Genomic DNA, 16,899 nt, shown 5'->3' with positions numbered 1-16,899 from the left:
CTAGGCGGCGTGGACAAATTGGTTGACGTTGCGATGGCGGGTTGATTCAAGGCTGCCTTTTGGAGGCGGGCTTGAGTCGGGGTGATCTTACCGAAGCAGAATGGCGTGTTTTGAAGGGGTTGCTTCCGATTGATGCGTCGAACCGTGGGCGCGGACGACGTCCTGAAGAGAACCGTGCGATCATCAACGGCATTCTCTGGCGACTTCGCTGCGGCACACCCTGGCGCGACGTTCCGCCAAAATACGGCAACTGGAACACGATCTATCGGCGGTTCAGGCGATGGAGCGATGCCGGGGTTTGGGAGGCCGTGTCGGTTACACTGGCCGAGATCATGGCGGACAGCGGCCACTACAGCATCGACAGCACTACGGTTCGCGCCCATGTTTCGGCGGCGGGCGGAAAAGGGGGACTCGTCGAAGAGCTCTTGGCCGCTCGCGGGGCGGGTTCACCAGTAAACTTCACTGTCTGGCTGATGGACGAGGGCGACCGCTCGCCCTCCACCTGACAGTCGGCGAAGCCGCTGATTGCAAGGCCTATGACGCCCTGATCGCTATGGCAGACCAAACACCCAAGGCGCTACTGGCTGATAAGGGATACGATGCCGACGCCATTCGCGCCGATCTTGCCGAACGCGGTATCGAGGCCGTCATTCCCGGACGATCAAACCGCCGTGTGCCGATCGAGCACGACAGGAAACTCTACAAGCAGCGCAACCAGATCGAGCGCTTCTTCGGACGCCTCAAGATCAACCGCGCCATCGCGACACGCTATGATCAACTCGTGGACAGCTTCCTATCCATGGTCCACATCGCCACCGCCAGATACTGGCTCAAATTTGTCCACGCCGCCTAGTCGCAACAAAGGGTCGCAAACCCATTTCTGAGCTTTAGTGGTCTCAGCTGCGGCAGCTCGTCTCACAAGACTCGCCTTGGCCACAGCAGGCTTGCGAGACCGTGTTCCGCCTGATTTCACCGGAGATACACCGGAGCCAACCAACGGGAAATATAGCTAAATGCTTGAAAAAGCTGGCGCACCCGACAGGATTCGAACCTGTGACCTCTGCCTTCGGAGGGCAGCGCTCTATCCAGCTGAGCTACGGGTGCGTTGATTGGGCGGTTAGCAATAGCTTTGCCCAGCGCCAAGTTAAAAGCGCTTTGAGAGGGGTAGTTTTTAACAATTGCCGGGTTTTTGCATGATTTGCTTATGGGTGACGACTTCTGACCTTGACGATGTTCCCTTTATGTTCAAGATTGTACCCATGGCTCAATTGACTTCCCTGCCCGATACGACTCCTGCTCCTGACCGAAGCGCGGCTTTCGCTGTTGCTCGTGGAATTGCGCGTCTTTTTGCGCGCAATGACATCTGGTGCATTGATGAAATGATGCTGCGTAATGGCCGTCGGGCTGATCTGATGGCGATTGACCCCAAGGGCCGGATTATCATTGTCGAGATCAAAACCGCCCGGGCAGATCTTCTCGGCGACAGCAAATGGCCAGATTATCTCGACTTTTGTGACAGATTCTATTGGGGTATCCCACCTGAACTGGATCGCGGCGTGCTTGAGCAGGAGAGTTTCCGCCCCGACAGTTGTGGAATCATCGTGGCCGATGGCTATGATGCTGAAATCATTCGCCCTGCCCCCAGCCAGCCATTGGCCGCTGCCCGACGCAAGGTTGAAGTGGAGCGGCTGGCCCGTACAGCTTTGCGGCGGCATTTGATGGCGCGAGATCCAGAGTGCAGCCAGTGGATCACAGCGGAGCAATGAGCACGTAACGCCAAAATCTGTCGCATTCTCCTTTGATAGTGGCCTGGCACGAGGCATAGAGACGCTATGTCCTCTACTGTCCTTCATGTGCTGGCAGCCATTTCTCTTTCCGCAATCGCGATGACGGCAATTGTTGGCCTGCGTTACCTGCTGACAAGCGGAGTCTTTGCCTGGGTCACATCCCGCAAAAAGCCGGGCCTGTATCGTGGGATGAACAAGCAAATCCGCAGCGAAATCGGCTGGTCACTTCTCTCGGCAGCGATCTATGGCATTCCAGCGGGTATTGTGGCCTGGGGCTGGCAGGCGCATGGCTGGACCAGAATTTACGAAAGCTGGAATGATTACCCACTGTGGTATCTGCCGCTTTCCGTATTCCTCTATTTGTTTGCGCATGACACATGGTTTTACTGGAGCCACCGCTGGATGCATATTCCGCGCTGGTTTCGGATCGCCCATGCCGTGCATCACGCCAGCAAGCCACCAACGGCTTGGGCTGCCATGAGCTTTCACCCGGTTGAAGCGCTCAGCGGTGCTTTTATCATTCCCCTGCTGGTGCTGATCATTCCGATTCATATGGCGATGCTGGGTGTGGTTCTGGCGATCATGACAATTATGGGAATCACCAATCATATGGGATGGGAAATGTTTCCCCGCCCCCTGGTTCATTCAAGGTTGGGGTATTGGCTGATAACGGCCAGCCATCACCAGCGGCATCACGAGAATTATAAATGCAATTACGGCCTCTATTTTCGCTTCTGGGATCACCTGTGCGGCACGGATCGCGGATTATCCCAGCCCTGAGCCTGGTTTGCGCAACAGCGTTACTTGGCGCAAATACGGCCCCTGTTGCACAAACCGAACCCATCAACATTACAGTGACAGGGCTACGTTCCAGCAAAGGGCTGGTTCGCGCCTGCCTCACGCCCAATGCAAAGGCATTCCCTAATTGTGATGGGAAAGGTGCGATGGAACTTGCGGTTCCAGCTGCCGCAACAGTCACCCTTTCTTTTCCCAATGTTGCGCCGGGGCGTTACGCCATCGCCGTGCTGCATGATGAAAATAGCAATGGCAAAGCGGACCGGGCTTTGTTGATGATGCCCAAAGAAGGATTCGGCTTTTCACGCGATGCCAAGGTATTCATGGGGCCGCCAAAATTCAAAGACGCCGCCTTTGATGTAAATCATGTCCCTGTTCGGCAAGTCATCAAAATGCGCTACATGCTGTAGTGGAATGGGTAAGCCACCGAATTAATTGATTTTTCGGTGAATTTACCAATCTTTTAGAACCTGCCACTACTCCACGCCTATAATGCAGGGAGTATGCCTTGATTAAACCTGGCCATAAAAACTTCGACGGCAGCGAAGAGGAAATGGGAACAGACACCCTCCCACCGGCAATTGGTACGCGGGAGCGGCGCCTTCAGGTGCGGGCGTATAATTTTTGGGTTGGCCTGCTCGGTGATCAAGGCTTTCCGCATATCGACAATCTGACACCTGACAGTTTGCCGGAATTTGGGCCTTACAGCGTTATTCTGAAATTCCCGAATGGCCCACGAAACCCCGGATTAGCCTTCATCGGTGAAAAGCTCGTCGAAGAAAGCGAGACACCATTAGGCTCCATCCGCAATATGGACGATATTCCGGAAGGCTCGCTCATCGCGCGGATTGTTGAACATTACCCGCAACTGCTGGAAAATGAGGCTCCAACCAGCTTTGAAGCGGAATTTTCCAGTCCGCGCGGCTGCACAATCCTGTATCGCGGCATATTGCTGCCTTTTTCCAGCGATGGATATCGCGTGGACTACATACTGGGTGTGATCAATTGGCGCGAACTGGCCGATACGCATTTGACCGAGGATATTCAGAGCCAGATCGGGGCACTTTTTGATCTTCCGCCGGAACAGAAATGGCAAGGGAATGCCTCTGCTGCCGTGTCAGCTTGGGCCGATGGGCCAAACACCCCCTCTGCCCATCATGCGATGCCGGATATCTCGCCTGATATGCCCAAGGATATGGCGGAATATTTGAGAAATCTGCCAATTACCCAACCAGATGATTGTATCTCCGAGGATGACGAATTCGCTCTGGCATTGATCCGGCGTGACCCGAGCGGGAAAAGCCATGTGATTGCCGGAATCCCTAAAAGTGCCAAGCTGTTGGAACAGGCATTGCGCAAACTCGTTATGTGAACGCAATGAATCCTATCCAAGGAGAATGCCATTTTTTCAGCTCCCATAAGGGTTCAGCCATATCTCGGCTATCGTAGCGCTGAAAGGCTGGTTTTATCTGCGAGGGTGCTCCGGTCTGGCAAGGCTGGCTTTGATTGCAATGGGCGTTTGCAAGCTATTCGCACGATGCTGGCCCAATTTGCTTCACGAGAAGTGCCGGGCGTTCATGTCAGTCTGGAGGTATCCGGACATGATGGCACAACCGAGTGCTATAATGCGTTGTCCGATGGCGAAGGCTATGTCCATTTCGACATAGATTTAACGCCGCATCGCCCACTTCCCAAAACCCCCATGTGGGAAGTGGTGGCATTGCGCTGGATGGATCGTGGCGAGCAACACTGCGTCGAAGCCAATATTCTGGCACCAGGCACCGAAACGCGCCTAGCCGTCATTTCTGACATTGACGACACTGTGATTGAAACCGGTGTTACTGGCGGCTTCCGTTCGATCATGCGCAACTGGCAAAGGGTTGTTGCGACTTTACCGGAAGAACGGATTGCTACGCCGGGAGTGGACGCCTTTTATGGCGCATTGGGCGGTGGACGGCTGCTTCCCGCCAGCAGCAATCAAAGTACAGGACGACAGATACCGGCAACGCACCGTCCGTTCTTTTACGTCTCATCCTCGCCATGGAATCTGTTTTCCTACCTCGTGGCGTTCATGAATCAGAAGAACCTGCCGCTTGGGCCGTTGTTGCTGCGAGACTGGGGCTTCAAGCGGGAAACACTAACGGCAAGTAGCCATCGGCAACACAAGGTCTCCTCAATCGCCGCCATCCTCTCGCTCTATCCCGATATGCGGTTTGTATTGATTGGTGATGATACCCAAGGGGACCTTCCTGCCTATGCCGATACGGTAAAGCACTTCCCCGGTCGGATTGCTGCCATCTTCATCCGCACGGCTTCGAACGAACTCTTATCGCCCCAGGAAACCAGTGCCCAGATGATGATCGAAACGGCTAATGTCCCCCTATGGTTTGGGCAAAATTATGAGGTAGGTAAGCAGTTCCTTTCAGCTCTTGGCTTCACCCCTGGCGGTGAAACGGAACAGATCGTCAAAACGGTTGAAAAAGTGGATGTACTGGCAGCCTCTGCCTAATGAGTGACTGGCCTCAAATATAAGCCCTTATCAGCTCTTCATTGCCCATTCAGGGCAAATCCAGCTATTACTGTGAATATGATGCGCATCATTACCAGTATTCTTGCAGTTATCGCTACGCTGTCCCTTGCGGTGCAGCCTGTTGCCGCGCAGTCCATTTTGCGCGATGCCGAAACAGAAGCGCTGTTTCAGGATATGGTCGATCCGCTCGCCGTGGCTGCCGGGTTGCATAAAGGCGCCATCGAAGTTGTCTTGATCAATGATCCGTCGATCAATGCCTTTGTTGCGGGTGGCCAACGGATCTACGTCCATAGCGGGCTCATCAACGCTGCCGATTCAGCCAATGAAGTACAAGGCGTTCTGGCCCATGAATTGGGCCACATCATGGGCGGGCACGTGATCCGCTCCTCAGAAGGGATGGGCAAAGCGGCCAATATCTCTATTCTTTCCATGCTACTGGGCGTGGCGGCCATGGCCGCCGGCGCAGGGGAAGCAGGCGCGGGTGTGATGGCTATGGGCCAGCAGGCTGCGATGGGCTCTTACCTCTCCTTCAGCCGCGTGCAGGAATCAAGCGCCGATGCAGCCAGTGTGGATTATCTCTCCAAGGCCGGGATCAGCGGCAAAGGTTCGGTCGCCTTCTTCAAAATCCTTCAAAATCAGGAATTTCGTTACGGCTATCGGCAAGATGATGACGCAGCTTTTTACCGCACGCACCCACTAACCGGAGACCGGATTCAACGCCTTCAGGCTGATTTCGAGAAAGACCCTGCGTGGAACAAGCCGCCTGACCCCGATCTGGAGCGCCGTTTCCAAAGGGTGAAGGCCAAGCTTTATGGCTATCTTGCCAGCCCGGCTGCGACCTTGCGAGCCTATCCTGACTATATGACCGGCATCCCTGCCCGCTATGCCCGCGCCTATGCCTATCATAAGGACGCGCGGATCGATAAGGCGCTTGCCGAAACCGATGCATTGCTAAAAATGGACCCCGACGATCCCTATTTTCTGGAATTGAAAGGGCAGGTCCTCTTGGAATCAGGTCGGCCAGCCGATGCGCTCGCCCCTTTACGCAAGGCGACGGAGATCACCGGCAATGCCCCCCTAATCGCGGCGACTTTTGGCCATGCGTTGATTGCAACTGAGGATGTCTCCCATTTCAATGAAGCGGAAAGCGTCCTCAAAAAAGCGGTCGCACGGGATCGGGAAAACCCTTTCGCTTGGTATCAGCTTGGTACTGTTTACGCAGCCAAAGGCGACATGCCCCGCGCCCGCCTTGCCAGTGCAGAACAATTGGTGATGACCAATCGCCCGGCAGAAGCACTCCAAAACGCTCAGGCGGCCGAACGCGGCCTTCCCACCGGTTCGCCCGACTGGATACGTGCACAGGACATCGAAATGGAAGCCCGTGCCGATCTTGATCGCAAACGTGATCGCAACTAGCGCTAAGCAGGTACATGACCAACAACAACACCTCCTCTTCGATTCTGCGCTGGCTGGCGATCGTCATCATCGCCCTTGTGGGCGGCTTTGGCGGCGCTGCCATTTATGACCAGACAGGCCTTAGCGGCCAATCCACCCGCGCTTATCTGCTGGCCCATCCTGAAGTGCTGCCCGAAGCCTTCGACGTTTTGCAAAAGCGTGAAACCCTCGCCCGGCTTGAACCTTTGAAGGCAGAGCTTGAGACCCCCTTCCCCGGTGCCATTCTCGGCAATCCGAACGGAAGCGTGACCCTGGTGGAATTCAGCGATTACGCTTGCGGTTATTGCCGTCACAGTGTGGAAGACGTCAAAGCGCTGGTGGCTGACAACCCGCAATTGAAAGTCGTTATGCGCGAATATCCGATCCTGACGGAAAAGAGCGTGGACGCCGCCCGCATGGCTCTCGCCGCTGCCAAGCAAGGGCATTATGCCCAATTCCATGATCTGATGTTTGCGATGGGTCCGCCCACAGATGAGACGATCGCTGCCGCCGCAACCAAGGCCGGGGTCAATCTCGATCAGGCACGCAAGGATATTGCCACCGGCGTGTTTGACCAGCAATTGCAGGCCAACAGCGCCATTGCCCAGCAATTGGGCTTCAACGGCACCCCTAGCTGGGTGATCGGCGATCAGGTGATTTCCGGCGCTGTTGGGCGTAATCGGCTGACCGATGCTATCAAACAGGCGCAGGAGAGCAAAGCATCCTGAGGCGATCACCTTTACGATCGGCTCGCAAGAAAAACCGGATGGCGAGCGCTGAAAGATCGGCCCGCGGTGGATCGATGGCCATGCTGCCATTCCGCCCGACACCGTTCTTCAAAGATAAGAATCGTGCCTTTTGGCGCTTGCAGATGATTGGCTGGGGCGGTGCAGCCCTGCTGCGTGCCATGACCTCCATCGCCAATGAAAAGCCCATTTCCTTTCTGGTGCTGGTGGTGATCGCCACTGTTACCGGCTTTTCCATCAGCACGATCCTGTCCGTGATTTACAACAAGCTGATCTATCAGCGCCCGCTTGTGACATGGTCTGCAACCGCCTTTGTGCTCGGCCTTGCGGTGTGGGTATCAGCCTTCATCAATGGGTGGACGATCAGCCTCTACCAATCAGGGAGCGGCGCGAGCTTTGCCCAATTGGTGATCGGCGTATTCTATATCGACATGACGCTACTCGGCGCATGGTCAGCACTTTATTATGCGATCAACTTTTTCCTGCAGGTGGAAGAACAGGCTGACCAGCTGGAACGGCTGGAGGCGCAGGCAACCGGCGCACAATTGGCCATGCTGCGCTATCAATTGAACCCGCATTTCCTGTTCAATACGCTCAACTCCATTTCCACGCTCGTTTTGCTGAAGCAGACAGAGCCGGCTAACGCCATGCTCACGCGCCTGTCCGGCTTCCTGCGCCATACGCTGGTGACAGAACCCGGCGGCAGAGTGACCATTGAGCAGGAAGTGGAAACGCTCCAGCTCTACCTGGAGATTGAGCGGATGCGTTTTGAAGAGCGTTTGCGGACAGATTTTCAGATAGAGCCTGCCGTTACCGAGGCTTATCTGCCGTCCATGCTGTTGCAACCCCTGGTCGAAAACGCGATCAAATATGCCGTTTCCACTCAGGAAGAAGGCGCCAAGATCAGCATTGCCGCTCGGTCTATCGGGCAAACACTTCGCGTGACCGTTTCCGATACCGGGCCGGGATTGCAAAATCGGCCGCAAGCGTCCCATCTGCCCTCTTCCATTGCAGGAGGAGGAAATACTGTTTCAACCGGTGTTGGTCTGGCCAATATCCGAGACAGGCTCGCCCAAGCCTATGGCGACGATCACCTTTTTGAAATTCGCACTCCCCCCGAGGGTGGCTTTACCGTGATTATCGAAATTCCTTTCGAGAAAGCTCCGCAGGAGGACACTCCCCCCTCTCCTGCGCAACCCAAAGCGACCCAATCCAGTACCACCATGCCTGCCAATGCAGGCCTTGGGATATGATGTATGACTATTCGCACCATAATCGTCGATGACGAGAAACTGGCCATTCAGGGCCTTCAACTGCGGCTTCAATCTTTCCCCGATGTTGAAGTGATCGCCACTTGCGCCAATGGCCGCGAGGCGATCCGCACCATCAAGACTGAAAAGCCCGATCTGGTTTTCCTCGACATTCAGATGCCGGGTTTTGACGGATTTTCCGTGGTCAAAGGCGTGATGGAGATCGAGCCACCCCTGTTCGTCTTCGTTACCGCCTATCAGGAACATGCGATCCGCGCTTTTGAAGCCAATGCGGTCAATTATCTGATGAAGCCGGTGGATGAAGACAAGCTCGCCGATACACTGGAACGCGTGCGCCTGCGCCTGTCTGAAAAACGCTCCGCCGAAGAGGCTGAAAAGCTGAAAGACGTGCTGGCAGAAGTGGCCCCTGATGCGATGGAAAACCTTGAATCTGACGAGGATTCCAACAGCGCCAGCCGCTATGAAAAGCTCATAAACGTCAAAGATCGCGGCCAGATCTTCCGCGTCGATGTTGATACGATTGAACATATTGAAGCCGCTGGCGACTATATGTGCATCTATACGGGCGACAATTCACTGATCCTGCGTGAAACGATGAAGGATCTTGAACGCCGCCTTGATCCGCGCATTTTCCAGCGCGTCCACCGCTCCACAATCGTCAATCTGGATCAGGTGCGTCAGGTGAAACCACATACCAATGGCGAGTGCTTTCTGGTGCTGGAATCTGGTGCAGAAGTGAAAGTCAGCCGCTCCTATCGTGATGTGGTGGCGCGCTTCGTCCACTAAGCTTAAGTGCCGGGGCGTTGACGCAGAGCCTCGCTCCGGCAAAAGCGAAACCAGTGTGCAGCAACGGGCTGCCTTGGGTAAGGATCACAATGATGGCTTGGGCGCTGGACGGTTTCGACATGCAGGCTTTTGTAAAAGCCACGCTCGCCGAGGATCTCGGGGAAGGCTTGCCCAATGGCGGCCATGATGTAACCGCAGAAAGCGTTATTCCGGCCGATGCGCGCTTTTCAGGCGTGATGGATAGCCGGGTCGGGGCCATTGTGGCAGGCCTGCCGATTGCCGCCGCATTCTTCCGCCACCTCGATCCTGATATGGATATCGAAATTCTGGTTGAAGAAGGCCAGGGGGTCGCGCCGGGCACTGATCTGATGCGCTTGTCCGGCAATGCGCGTGCATTGCTGACGGCGGAACGCAGCGCGCTCAATACAGTGCAGCATCTTACCGGCATTGCCACCATGGCGCGCACCTATGTTGAAGCCATGGGCGATACCAGTGCCGTCCTCCTCGATACGCGCAAGACCATTCCCGGACTGCGCCTACTGGAAAAATACGCCACCCGCATGGGCGGCGCGCATAACCACCGAATGGGCCTGTGGGATGCGGCGATGATCAAGGACAATCACATCCTCGTTGCCGGCTCGGTTGGTGAGGCGGTGAAGCGCGCGCGTGATGCGGGGGTTGAGCAGATCATTTGCGAAGTCGATCATCTTGAACAGATCGAACCTGCGATTGAAGCCGGGGCCAATCACATCCTGCTCGACAATATGAACCCCACAATTTTGCAACGCGCTGTCGCCATAGTGGCAGGGCGCGCCAAGACCGAAGCATCCGGTGGCGTGAAGTTGGACACAATCGGAGACATTGCAGCGAGCGGCGTGGATTACGTTTCTGTCGGCCGTCTCACGCAAAGTGCCCCTGCAGCCGATATTGGGCTCGATTTCACCCCGCTGTGATCTTTTTAAGTCCCTTTAGGTTCCTTTGTGTCGCGTTCAGGGAGCCAGCAACCAGTTTTGCCCGTGTCCGGGTGTGATTAGCCATCACATTGAATGTGATAATTCACGGTCAGATAATCGGTCTTTCACCTACAATGTTCAAACCATAGCCGGACAAGGCAATCAGCGAATGGTGGGTGTTGGTGAGCAAAACCATGTCCTGCACTCCCAATTCGGCGAGAATCTGCGCCCCAACCCCGTAATCGCGCAACTCTTCCATTTCGACAGGCTTGCCTTCCTGCGATTGCGAGCGGGCCTCCATCATCCGCGACATCCAGCCCGGTGCCTGCCGGTTGATCACCACCACAACGCCCGAACCTTCTTCTTCGATCAGTTCCATAGAGCGGCTCAGGAGACGTGAGCGTTCGGTTTCCTCGCCAAAAACATCTTCAAAGAATGAAAGCGCGTGCATCCGAACCAATGTCTGGCTGGAGGCATCTATCCGGCCCTTGACCAGTGCCATGGTTTCTTCGCCCGTCGCCTTGCTGTAATAGGATTGTGCGGTCCATTCTCCACCCCAGCGGCTGATGAATGGGCTTTCAGCCCGCTTTTCGATCATGCGATCATGGCGGCGGCGATAGGCGATCAAGTCGCGGATTGTCGCAATTTTCAGATCGTGCTTGCGGGCAAAAACGATCAGATCATCCAGCCGCGCCATCTTGCCGTCATCGCGCATGATTTCGCAAATCACGCCGGATGGATTCAGCCCTGCCAGCCGTGAAATATCGACCGCAGCCTCCGTATGGCCCGCTCTCACCAGCACACCACCATTCTTGGCGCGCAAGGGGAAGACATGGCCAGGGCTGACCAGCGCATCGCTCTTGGTCGCCGCGTCAATCGCCACCGATACCGTCCGCGCACGATCGGCAGCAGAAATGCCAGTTTCGATGCCTTCCCGCGCTTCAATTGAGACAGTGAAAGCCGTTTCATTGCGCGAGCGATTGTTGCTCACCATGGGCTGAAGCCCCAGTGCATCGCAGCGATCAGATGTCAGGGCAAGGCAGATCAAACCCCGCCCATATGTTGCCATGAAGTTCACAGCATCGGGCGTCGCCATTTGCCCCGGAATAATCAGGTCACCTTCATTCTCACGATCCTCATCATCCACCAGAATATACATCCGGCCATTTCGTGCTTCAGCAATAATCTCTTCAATAGACGCCAAAACAGGCCGATCATCATTAGCGTCGAGGAAAGTTTTGAGCTTGTTCAAAGTCTCAATCGTCGGGTTCCACCCCTCCTCCATACATTCACGCAAAGTATTGGCATGAAGCCCAGCCGCACGGGCAAGGCCTGACCGGGAAATGGAACCAGATGCGATGGCTTGACGGACATTTTCGATAACATTGCTCATTTCGGAGCATGTATCACGTTAAAATGTGATTTCAACACCTGAGATCACATTACTTCGCCTGTGACAGCCAGTTCTAGCCGCCCACTTTCTCAAGCTCGCAACTGCAAATTATGTCACCAGATTATCGGTGTGGTGCGCATCAACGGCGCCATCAGGCAATAGTGAGCCAACATCTTCAAGTCCCAAATTTGCAGAAGAATCAACACTATACACTGTATTCTGCGGCACCACTGAGATTTGCGAGATCAGTTCTGCCATAGCCACAGTGCTAGCAGTTGGACTGTTTAGATCTTCGGCCTCATCCAGAGATAATACGTCCAATTGCAAGGATGCCGCTGGGGCAGGAGTAGAGGGAAGTGAGGCACTAGTACTCGTATTAATATCCTGATCAACCAGAAGAATAGTATTGCCACTCTCATATTGGTTATAAGTTACTCCCCCATCAGAGTAGGTTCCTGCAGCAGAAAATCCATCTGCAATAAGAGAATCCCCGCTATCCCCAGTAACAAACAAAGCATGCTTTCCGTTTATGAATTCAGTACCAATCGACATGACATTGTGAGCATTCACAGTCAGTGAATTATTGTTGCTACCCGAAAGATCGATAATCTCAACAGATTGCAGCCGCTCTCCAAGCAATGTGGTGAGATCGATATTTCCAGACACCGCATCGAAATTGATAGAATCCCGGCCGCTACCGCCATCTATGCGGATAAAATCAAGGTCTCCAACTGACAGAGTGTCATGCCCCGCCCCGCCATAGACTACATCTGCACCGCCTTCCCCACTGATGGTGTCATCACTATTCCCTCCAATCAGACGATCTCCATCCGATGTCCCTGTAAGCGTAAGAGAAGACTGGGGGGCATAAGGCCCAAGATCGGCTGCTCCATAGAAAATATAGACCGCACCACCTTCAGACACACCCTCGTCATTTCCTGTGGCTGCAATGATTAAATCATCGTAGCCATCGCCATTAATGTCTCCTCCAGCAGAAACTGCATCACTTAGGAAGTCCTGGTCATTAGATGTGGCGATGATAAAGCCAGCATCCTCACCCATACTGGCAAGGTCCAGCAATTGGCGACCATTGCCATCATCCGATCCGATACCATCTGCTGAACCGAATATAACATAGGCTCGCCCCTGCCCCGCTGTTGTTCTTGATCCGATCAACAGGTCTCCATAACCATCACCGTTGAGATCGCCAGCCATAGAAAGGGCCCTGCCGGTGGAGTTGCCATTATCAGCCCCTTGGATGATGAAGCCTTCACTACTTTGTAGAGTAGAGAGATCCACGACATTCGAGCCCTGACCGTTAGAAGAGCCAAAGCCCGTGGCACTTCCATAGATGACGTAGACCATTCCGGCGTTGTCTCCGCCAACATCATTTGAAGTCGTGGACACGACTATATCATTATAGCCATCGCCATTTAAATCCGCTCCGCCGGACACCGAACGGCCAAATTTATCGCCGCCAAACTCACCATAAATTATGAAACCATCGCCACTTGAAAGATTCGCAGCGCTGAGTACTTGGCGTGAGGTCGCATCTACCGCCCCGGGAGAGCCCGCACGGCCGAAAATAACATAAGCCGCGCCAGCACTTGTATCAAAATCGTCGTTATTTTGAGCACCTACAATAATGTCATCATAGCCATCATTATTGATGTCTCCGATAGCCGAAGAGGTGCCCAAAGTGTCGCCTTTGACTGCACCTTGTATGATGACACCTTCTGAAGGGGTTAAATTGGTAACGTCGATGACCTGTCGACCGTCAACATCCTGCCCGAAGCCGCTTGTGCTGCCAAAGATAATATAGGCTTCGCCGGCATTTTCACCGCCATCATCGCCCGCCGAAGCACTCACAATGAGGTCATCGATTCCGTCGCCGTTGAAGTCTCCGGCAGCAGAAGCAGTGGAACCCAGACTATCGTAATCATTATCGCCTTGAATAACGAAACCCGTTGCAGCTGGCAAAGTCGCCGCATCGACCACCTGCTGTGACCCAACGGTATTACCAATAGGTGATGCTGACCCAAAGATCACATAGGCTTCACCCTGGAGCGTGTTCACACTGCTTGCCCCAACGATGATATCATCATAGCCATCGCCATTAATGTCGCCTACACCCGAGACCGAGCGCCCTAATTGGCCGTTACCTGCAACTGGCTGAATTAAGAAGCCATGGGCCGTGTCCAAGTCTGATATGCTGAAAACGCGTCGCCCTGCAGCGTCTAGCTCCCCAAGCGGGTCAGCGTCACCAAAGACCACATAGGCAGCGCCCGCAGCATCATTCGCATTCATACTACCGATAATATAATCGTCATAGCCATCGCCATTGACATCACCCGCAATAGAAACGCTGTCGCCCATCCGCCCATCTTCTGTTGGGCCAACAACAACATAACCGCTTGCAGGAAACAGATCCTTGACGTCGAACACACGAGCAAGCTGGTCGGGCTCGTCGGTCAGTATGACAGTGATGTCTTTTGAAGTAACATTTGTCCCGTCCGTCACCTGTATCGTGATTTCATAAGTTCCATCCGCATTTGCATCATCCGGATTTTCGTAATCAGGCGATGTAGAAAATGTGACCTTACCCGTGTCTGCAAAAACACCAAAAGCAGTGGAATCCGGTCCACTAGGAATACTATACTGCAGCGTGTCTCCATCAGCGTCTGTCGCCTCAAGAGTGAAAGCATCACGCTTACCTTCAGGGACATAAATAACATCAGGGGTATCAAAAACAGGGGCTGCGTTTTCCGACTGATCCAAAACCTCAACATCAATCGTTTGGTTGGTGCTTGAAGTTCCGTCAGATGCCGTGACGATGACCTGATATACATTGTCAGCGTTGGAATCTGTAGGCGCTTCAAAATCCGGGGCCGAAATGAAAGTCAGTTCACCGGAAGAGGAATTGATCGTAAACTTGCTGCCATCCAGACCACTCGCAATTGAATAGGTGATAGTATCGCCGTCAATATCTGTCGCACTCACCGTACCCACTGCTTGAAGGTTTTCATTGATCGAGAAGGACGCTTCGGATGTGAACGTTGGCGCATTGTTAACATTGCTACCTTCTTCGTTTACCGTGATCGCGACTGCGCGCTGCGTGGATAATGAACCGTCACTTGCGGTGACAATAATATCGTAGACATTATTCGCCCCATCATCATCGGGCGCATCGAAATCCGGTGGGGATTTGAAACTGACAAGGCCAGTAGTACTGTTAATGGTGAACAGTGCGGCATCCTTGCCCGATATGCTGTAAGTAATAGAATCACCATCACTGTCACTTGCAGCGGCCTGATAGGCAAGTGTTGCCCCTTCCAGCACATCGGATGACGCCCCGCTTGTGATTTGCGGCGCATGGTTGGTATTTCCACCACCCCCGCTGTCACTCACTTCTTTGACAGTGATGCTGACTGTTCGATTAGTCGATACCTTGCCATCACTGGCCGTGACGATCACATTATAGACGTTATCGCGCCCATCATCAGAGGGGTTGTCATAATCGGGTGCGGACTTGAAAGTTACCCTTCCACTGCTTGCATCAATGTTGAAAAGCGCTGCATCTGTGCCGGAAAGGCTGTAGCGGATCGTATCCCCATCGCTATCGGTGGCAGTGGCTTGGTAGGCTAAACTAGTCCCTTCTTCCACACTCGCGGATGCCCCGCTGGTGAAGCGCGGTGCGGAATTGTCTTCCCCACCCCCTCCGTCGGAGTTACTTCCACCGCCGCTAGCAACCGCAAACACACCTCCGCCCGCTGCCAGCCCGCCGCCAGCCAGCAGACCAGTGCTGATGCCCAAGCCACCAGAGGCCGCCGCGACACCTGCGCTCAACCCCAGGGCTTGAAGCATACTTTGCGAAACCATAACCTGGCCGTTAACCACCGAAAACTGGCCTGCAGCGAGTTGCATCGTCTGCCCGTTAACAGTGTTGATTTGCAAAGAGCCATCAGACATCTGCGCCCAGGAATCGATCCCCTGCACATTGTTGAGCGATACTGATTGCTCAGCCCCGGTCTGACCAAAAGCATCATTAGCAAGGCCCAGAGCAATGGCACCAAAGGCAGCTGACATTCCGCGTAAGGAGCGGCGAATTTTCGTTTCCATGTGGAATTTCCTTCGAAAGTACGCGGACAATTTTAGGAAATATTCACTTAGTTCTTACTGCTCCGCAACCAAGGAGATGTACATATATGGCACTTTTCTCCACCATTCTGGTCCTTTTGGAGACGCTAAAGCAGACAAGGCCGGTGTTGTTTCACACACCGGCCTTGCTTTAAACCGCTTCAATGGTGGTGATTGGGATTCAACCCATCATGACACGATATCATCCGAATGGGTAATATCGGTCACATCCAGCAGCGCCTGATTGATCCCTTCATCCAAGGTATAAGCCGGTTGCGCACCCTCATCACTGGTGGTGTCAGATGAGCCCGTTGCATCCAGAGCGGATGAGAAGCTGGACAGGACTGCCACATCCTGCGTTGGGCTATCGAGGTCAGTCGCTGCACTGGTAGAAAGCAGGCCATAATCCTCTGCTGGCGCAGCTATCGGCGCAAAGGATGCTGCCGCAGCGCCAATCCCCTGGTCCACCAGCAAATTGGCACCACCGCTTTCGTAGAGGTCATAGGTCACACCCCCGTAATCATAGGTGCCATTGGCGGTGAAGCCGGTAGAGGTAATCGCATCGCCTGCATCGCCCTTCACGATCATCCAGGCTTCACCATCCATCCGCCAATCGCTGACATCGAACAGCGTCTGTTCTGTGATGGTGAGCGTGTTGTCTCCCGTGCCGGTGAGGTCCACCATTTCGATCGACTTCAGATCACCCGGCAGGAAAGTGGTAAGATCGAGATCCATCCCGGTTCCGGCCAGCGCCAGCGTATCCATGCCAGTGCCACCGTTGATATCGTCAAAATCCGTGGCAGTCAGGGTGATGACATCATCCCCCTCGCCGCCGCGCACCACGTCGCCCGTGCCAATATCAGCAAAGCTATCCGCGCCGCGCCCACCGATCAGAATATCCACATTGGCCGTGCCCACCAGAGCATCGTCTGCGGCAGTGCCCTGCACCACATCCTGCCCGATATCAGCCTGGCCAAAGATGATGTAGGCTTCCCCGGCATTAGTGCCGCCATCATCGCCTCTATAGGCCCCGACAATCAGATCATCATAACCATCGCCATCGATAT

General features: G+C 54.3%; 13 protein-coding genes, 1 tRNA gene and 1 pseudogene. 11 read left to right on the top strand and 4 right to left on the bottom strand.

The genetic code is table 11. The features are described 5' to 3' along the window. The first annotated feature begins 71 nt into the window (after positions 1 to 71). Positions 72 to 853 (top strand): IS5 family transposase gene (locus GRI39_RS14265; RefSeq protein ID WP_170324293.1). Its coding sequence is split into 2 segments (ribosomal slippage): positions 72 to 396 and positions 396 to 853, totalling 783 coding nucleotides; the frame shifts between segments, so codons are not numbered across the junction. A 174-nt stretch (positions 854 to 1,027) separates the two neighbouring features. Here the strand turns inward: GRI39_RS14265 and GRI39_RS14260 are convergent. Then, positions 1,028 to 1,104, bottom strand: a tRNA-Arg gene (locus tag GRI39_RS14260). 155 nt (positions 1,105 to 1,259) lie between these two features. On the opposite strand from GRI39_RS14260, the gene GRI39_RS14255 reads away from it, so the two are divergent. From GRI39_RS14255 to nadC, 10 genes are all read left to right on the top strand, one after another. Then, the gene (locus GRI39_RS14255) at positions 1,260 to 1,766 is read left to right on the top strand and encodes an MmcB family DNA repair protein (RefSeq protein ID WP_246205107.1); all 507 of its coding nucleotides are present in this window, start codon (positions 1,260 to 1,262) and stop codon (positions 1,764 to 1,766) included. A gap of 66 nt (positions 1,767 to 1,832) precedes the next feature. Beyond that, positions 1,833 to 2,567: a sterol desaturase family protein gene (locus tag GRI39_RS14250; protein ID WP_211371640.1), complete on the top strand. Its 735-nt coding sequence runs from the start codon at positions 1,833 to 1,835 to the stop codon at positions 2,565 to 2,567. Positions 2,568 to 2,641: 74 nt separating this feature from the next. After that, positions 2,642 to 2,992, top strand: coding sequence for a DUF2141 domain-containing protein (locus GRI39_RS14245; protein ID WP_343033356.1), 351 nt, complete (start codon positions 2,642 to 2,644; stop codon positions 2,990 to 2,992). Positions 2,993 to 3,090: 98 nt separating this feature from the next. Continuing rightward, a complete protein-coding gene (locus GRI39_RS14240; RefSeq protein WP_160740403.1) occupies positions 3,091 to 3,954 on the top strand; it encodes a PAS domain-containing protein in 864 nt (287 codons plus the stop codon). Positions 3,955 to 4,101: 147 nt separating this feature from the next. Beyond that, entirely contained in the window at positions 4,102 to 5,091 is a 990-nt protein-coding gene (locus tag GRI39_RS14235; RefSeq protein WP_246205106.1) for a phosphatase domain-containing protein, read from the top strand. 78 nt (positions 5,092 to 5,169) lie between these two features. Continuing rightward, positions 5,170 to 6,528 carry a M48 family metalloprotease gene (locus GRI39_RS14230; RefSeq protein WP_246205105.1) on the top strand — a complete coding sequence of 453 codons (1,359 nt, stop codon included), beginning with the start codon at positions 5,170 to 5,172 and terminating at the stop codon, positions 6,526 to 6,528. Positions 6,529 to 6,542: 14 nt separating this feature from the next. Beyond that, positions 6,543 to 7,274 carry a DsbA family protein gene (locus GRI39_RS14225; protein ID WP_160740402.1) on the top strand — a complete coding sequence of 244 codons (732 nt, stop codon included), beginning with the start codon at positions 6,543 to 6,545 and terminating at the stop codon, positions 7,272 to 7,274. Between the two features lie 74 nt (positions 7,275 to 7,348). After that, positions 7,349 to 8,545 carry a sensor histidine kinase gene (locus GRI39_RS14220; protein WP_160740405.1) on the top strand — a complete coding sequence of 399 codons (1,197 nt, stop codon included), beginning with the start codon at positions 7,349 to 7,351 and terminating at the stop codon, positions 8,543 to 8,545. A 3-nt stretch (positions 8,546 to 8,548) separates the two neighbouring features. Continuing rightward, complete coding sequence (locus tag GRI39_RS14215; protein ID WP_160740401.1) at positions 8,549 to 9,349, top strand: LytR/AlgR family response regulator transcription factor; 801 nt, start codon at positions 8,549 to 8,551, stop codon at positions 9,347 to 9,349. 89 nt (positions 9,350 to 9,438) lie between these two features. Next, entirely contained in the window at positions 9,439 to 10,302 is an 864-nt protein-coding gene (nadC, locus tag GRI39_RS14210) for a carboxylating nicotinate-nucleotide diphosphorylase (RefSeq protein ID WP_160740400.1), read from the top strand. Positions 10,303 to 10,411: 109 nt separating this feature from the next. Here the strand turns inward: nadC and ribB are convergent, their stop codons facing one another. From ribB to GRI39_RS14195, 3 genes and pseudogenes are all read right to left on the bottom strand, one after another. Beyond that, positions 10,412 to 11,695, bottom strand: coding sequence for a 3,4-dihydroxy-2-butanone-4-phosphate synthase (gene ribB, locus GRI39_RS14205; protein ID WP_160740399.1), 1,284 nt, complete (start codon positions 11,693 to 11,695; stop codon positions 10,412 to 10,414). A gap of 108 nt (positions 11,696 to 11,803) precedes the next feature. Next, positions 11,804 to 15,814 (bottom strand): cadherin domain-containing protein, encoded by a 4,011-nt coding sequence (locus tag GRI39_RS14200; protein ID WP_160740398.1) that lies wholly within the window; start codon positions 15,812 to 15,814, stop codon positions 11,804 to 11,806. Between the two features lie 207 nt (positions 15,815 to 16,021). Continuing rightward, positions 16,022 to 16,899, bottom strand: a pseudogene (locus tag GRI39_RS14195) (FG-GAP repeat protein); the annotation flags it as partial.

The organism is Altericroceibacterium indicum (assembly GCF_009828105.1).
GTDB lineage: Bacteria > Pseudomonadota > Alphaproteobacteria > Sphingomonadales > Sphingomonadaceae > Altericroceibacterium > Altericroceibacterium indicum.
Note: the sequence above shows the minus strand (reverse complement) of the source record. Positions and strands in the feature narration are given on the sequence as shown.

What these genes read in the sequence shown, in the direction of transcription:
- GRI39_RS14230 (WP_246205105.1), top strand. Translation starts at nt 5,170, where the DNA reads ATGATGCGCATCATTACCAGTATTCTTGCAGTTATCGCTACGCTGTCC.
- GRI39_RS14220 (WP_160740405.1), top strand. Translation starts at nt 7,349, where the DNA reads ATGGCCATGCTGCCATTCCGCCCGACACCGTTCTTCAAAGATAAGAAT.
- GRI39_RS14250 (WP_211371640.1), top strand. Translation starts at nt 1,833, where the DNA reads ATGTCCTCTACTGTCCTTCATGTGCTGGCAGCCATTTCTCTTTCCGCA.
- GRI39_RS14255 (WP_246205107.1), top strand. Translation starts at nt 1,260, where the DNA reads ATGGCTCAATTGACTTCCCTGCCCGATACGACTCCTGCTCCTGACCGA.
- GRI39_RS14225 (WP_160740402.1), top strand. Translation starts at nt 6,543, where the DNA reads ATGACCAACAACAACACCTCCTCTTCGATTCTGCGCTGGCTGGCGATC.
- GRI39_RS14215 (WP_160740401.1), top strand. Translation starts at nt 8,549, where the DNA reads ATGACTATTCGCACCATAATCGTCGATGACGAGAAACTGGCCATTCAG.
- GRI39_RS14200 (WP_160740398.1), bottom strand. Translation starts at nt 15,814, where the DNA reads ATGGAAACGAAAATTCGCCGCTCCTTACGCGGAATGTCAGCTGCCTTT.
- ribB (WP_160740399.1), bottom strand. Translation starts at nt 11,695, where the DNA reads ATGAGCAATGTTATCGAAAATGTCCGTCAAGCCATCGCATCTGGTTCC.
- nadC (WP_160740400.1), top strand. Translation starts at nt 9,439, where the DNA reads ATGATGGCTTGGGCGCTGGACGGTTTCGACATGCAGGCTTTTGTAAAA.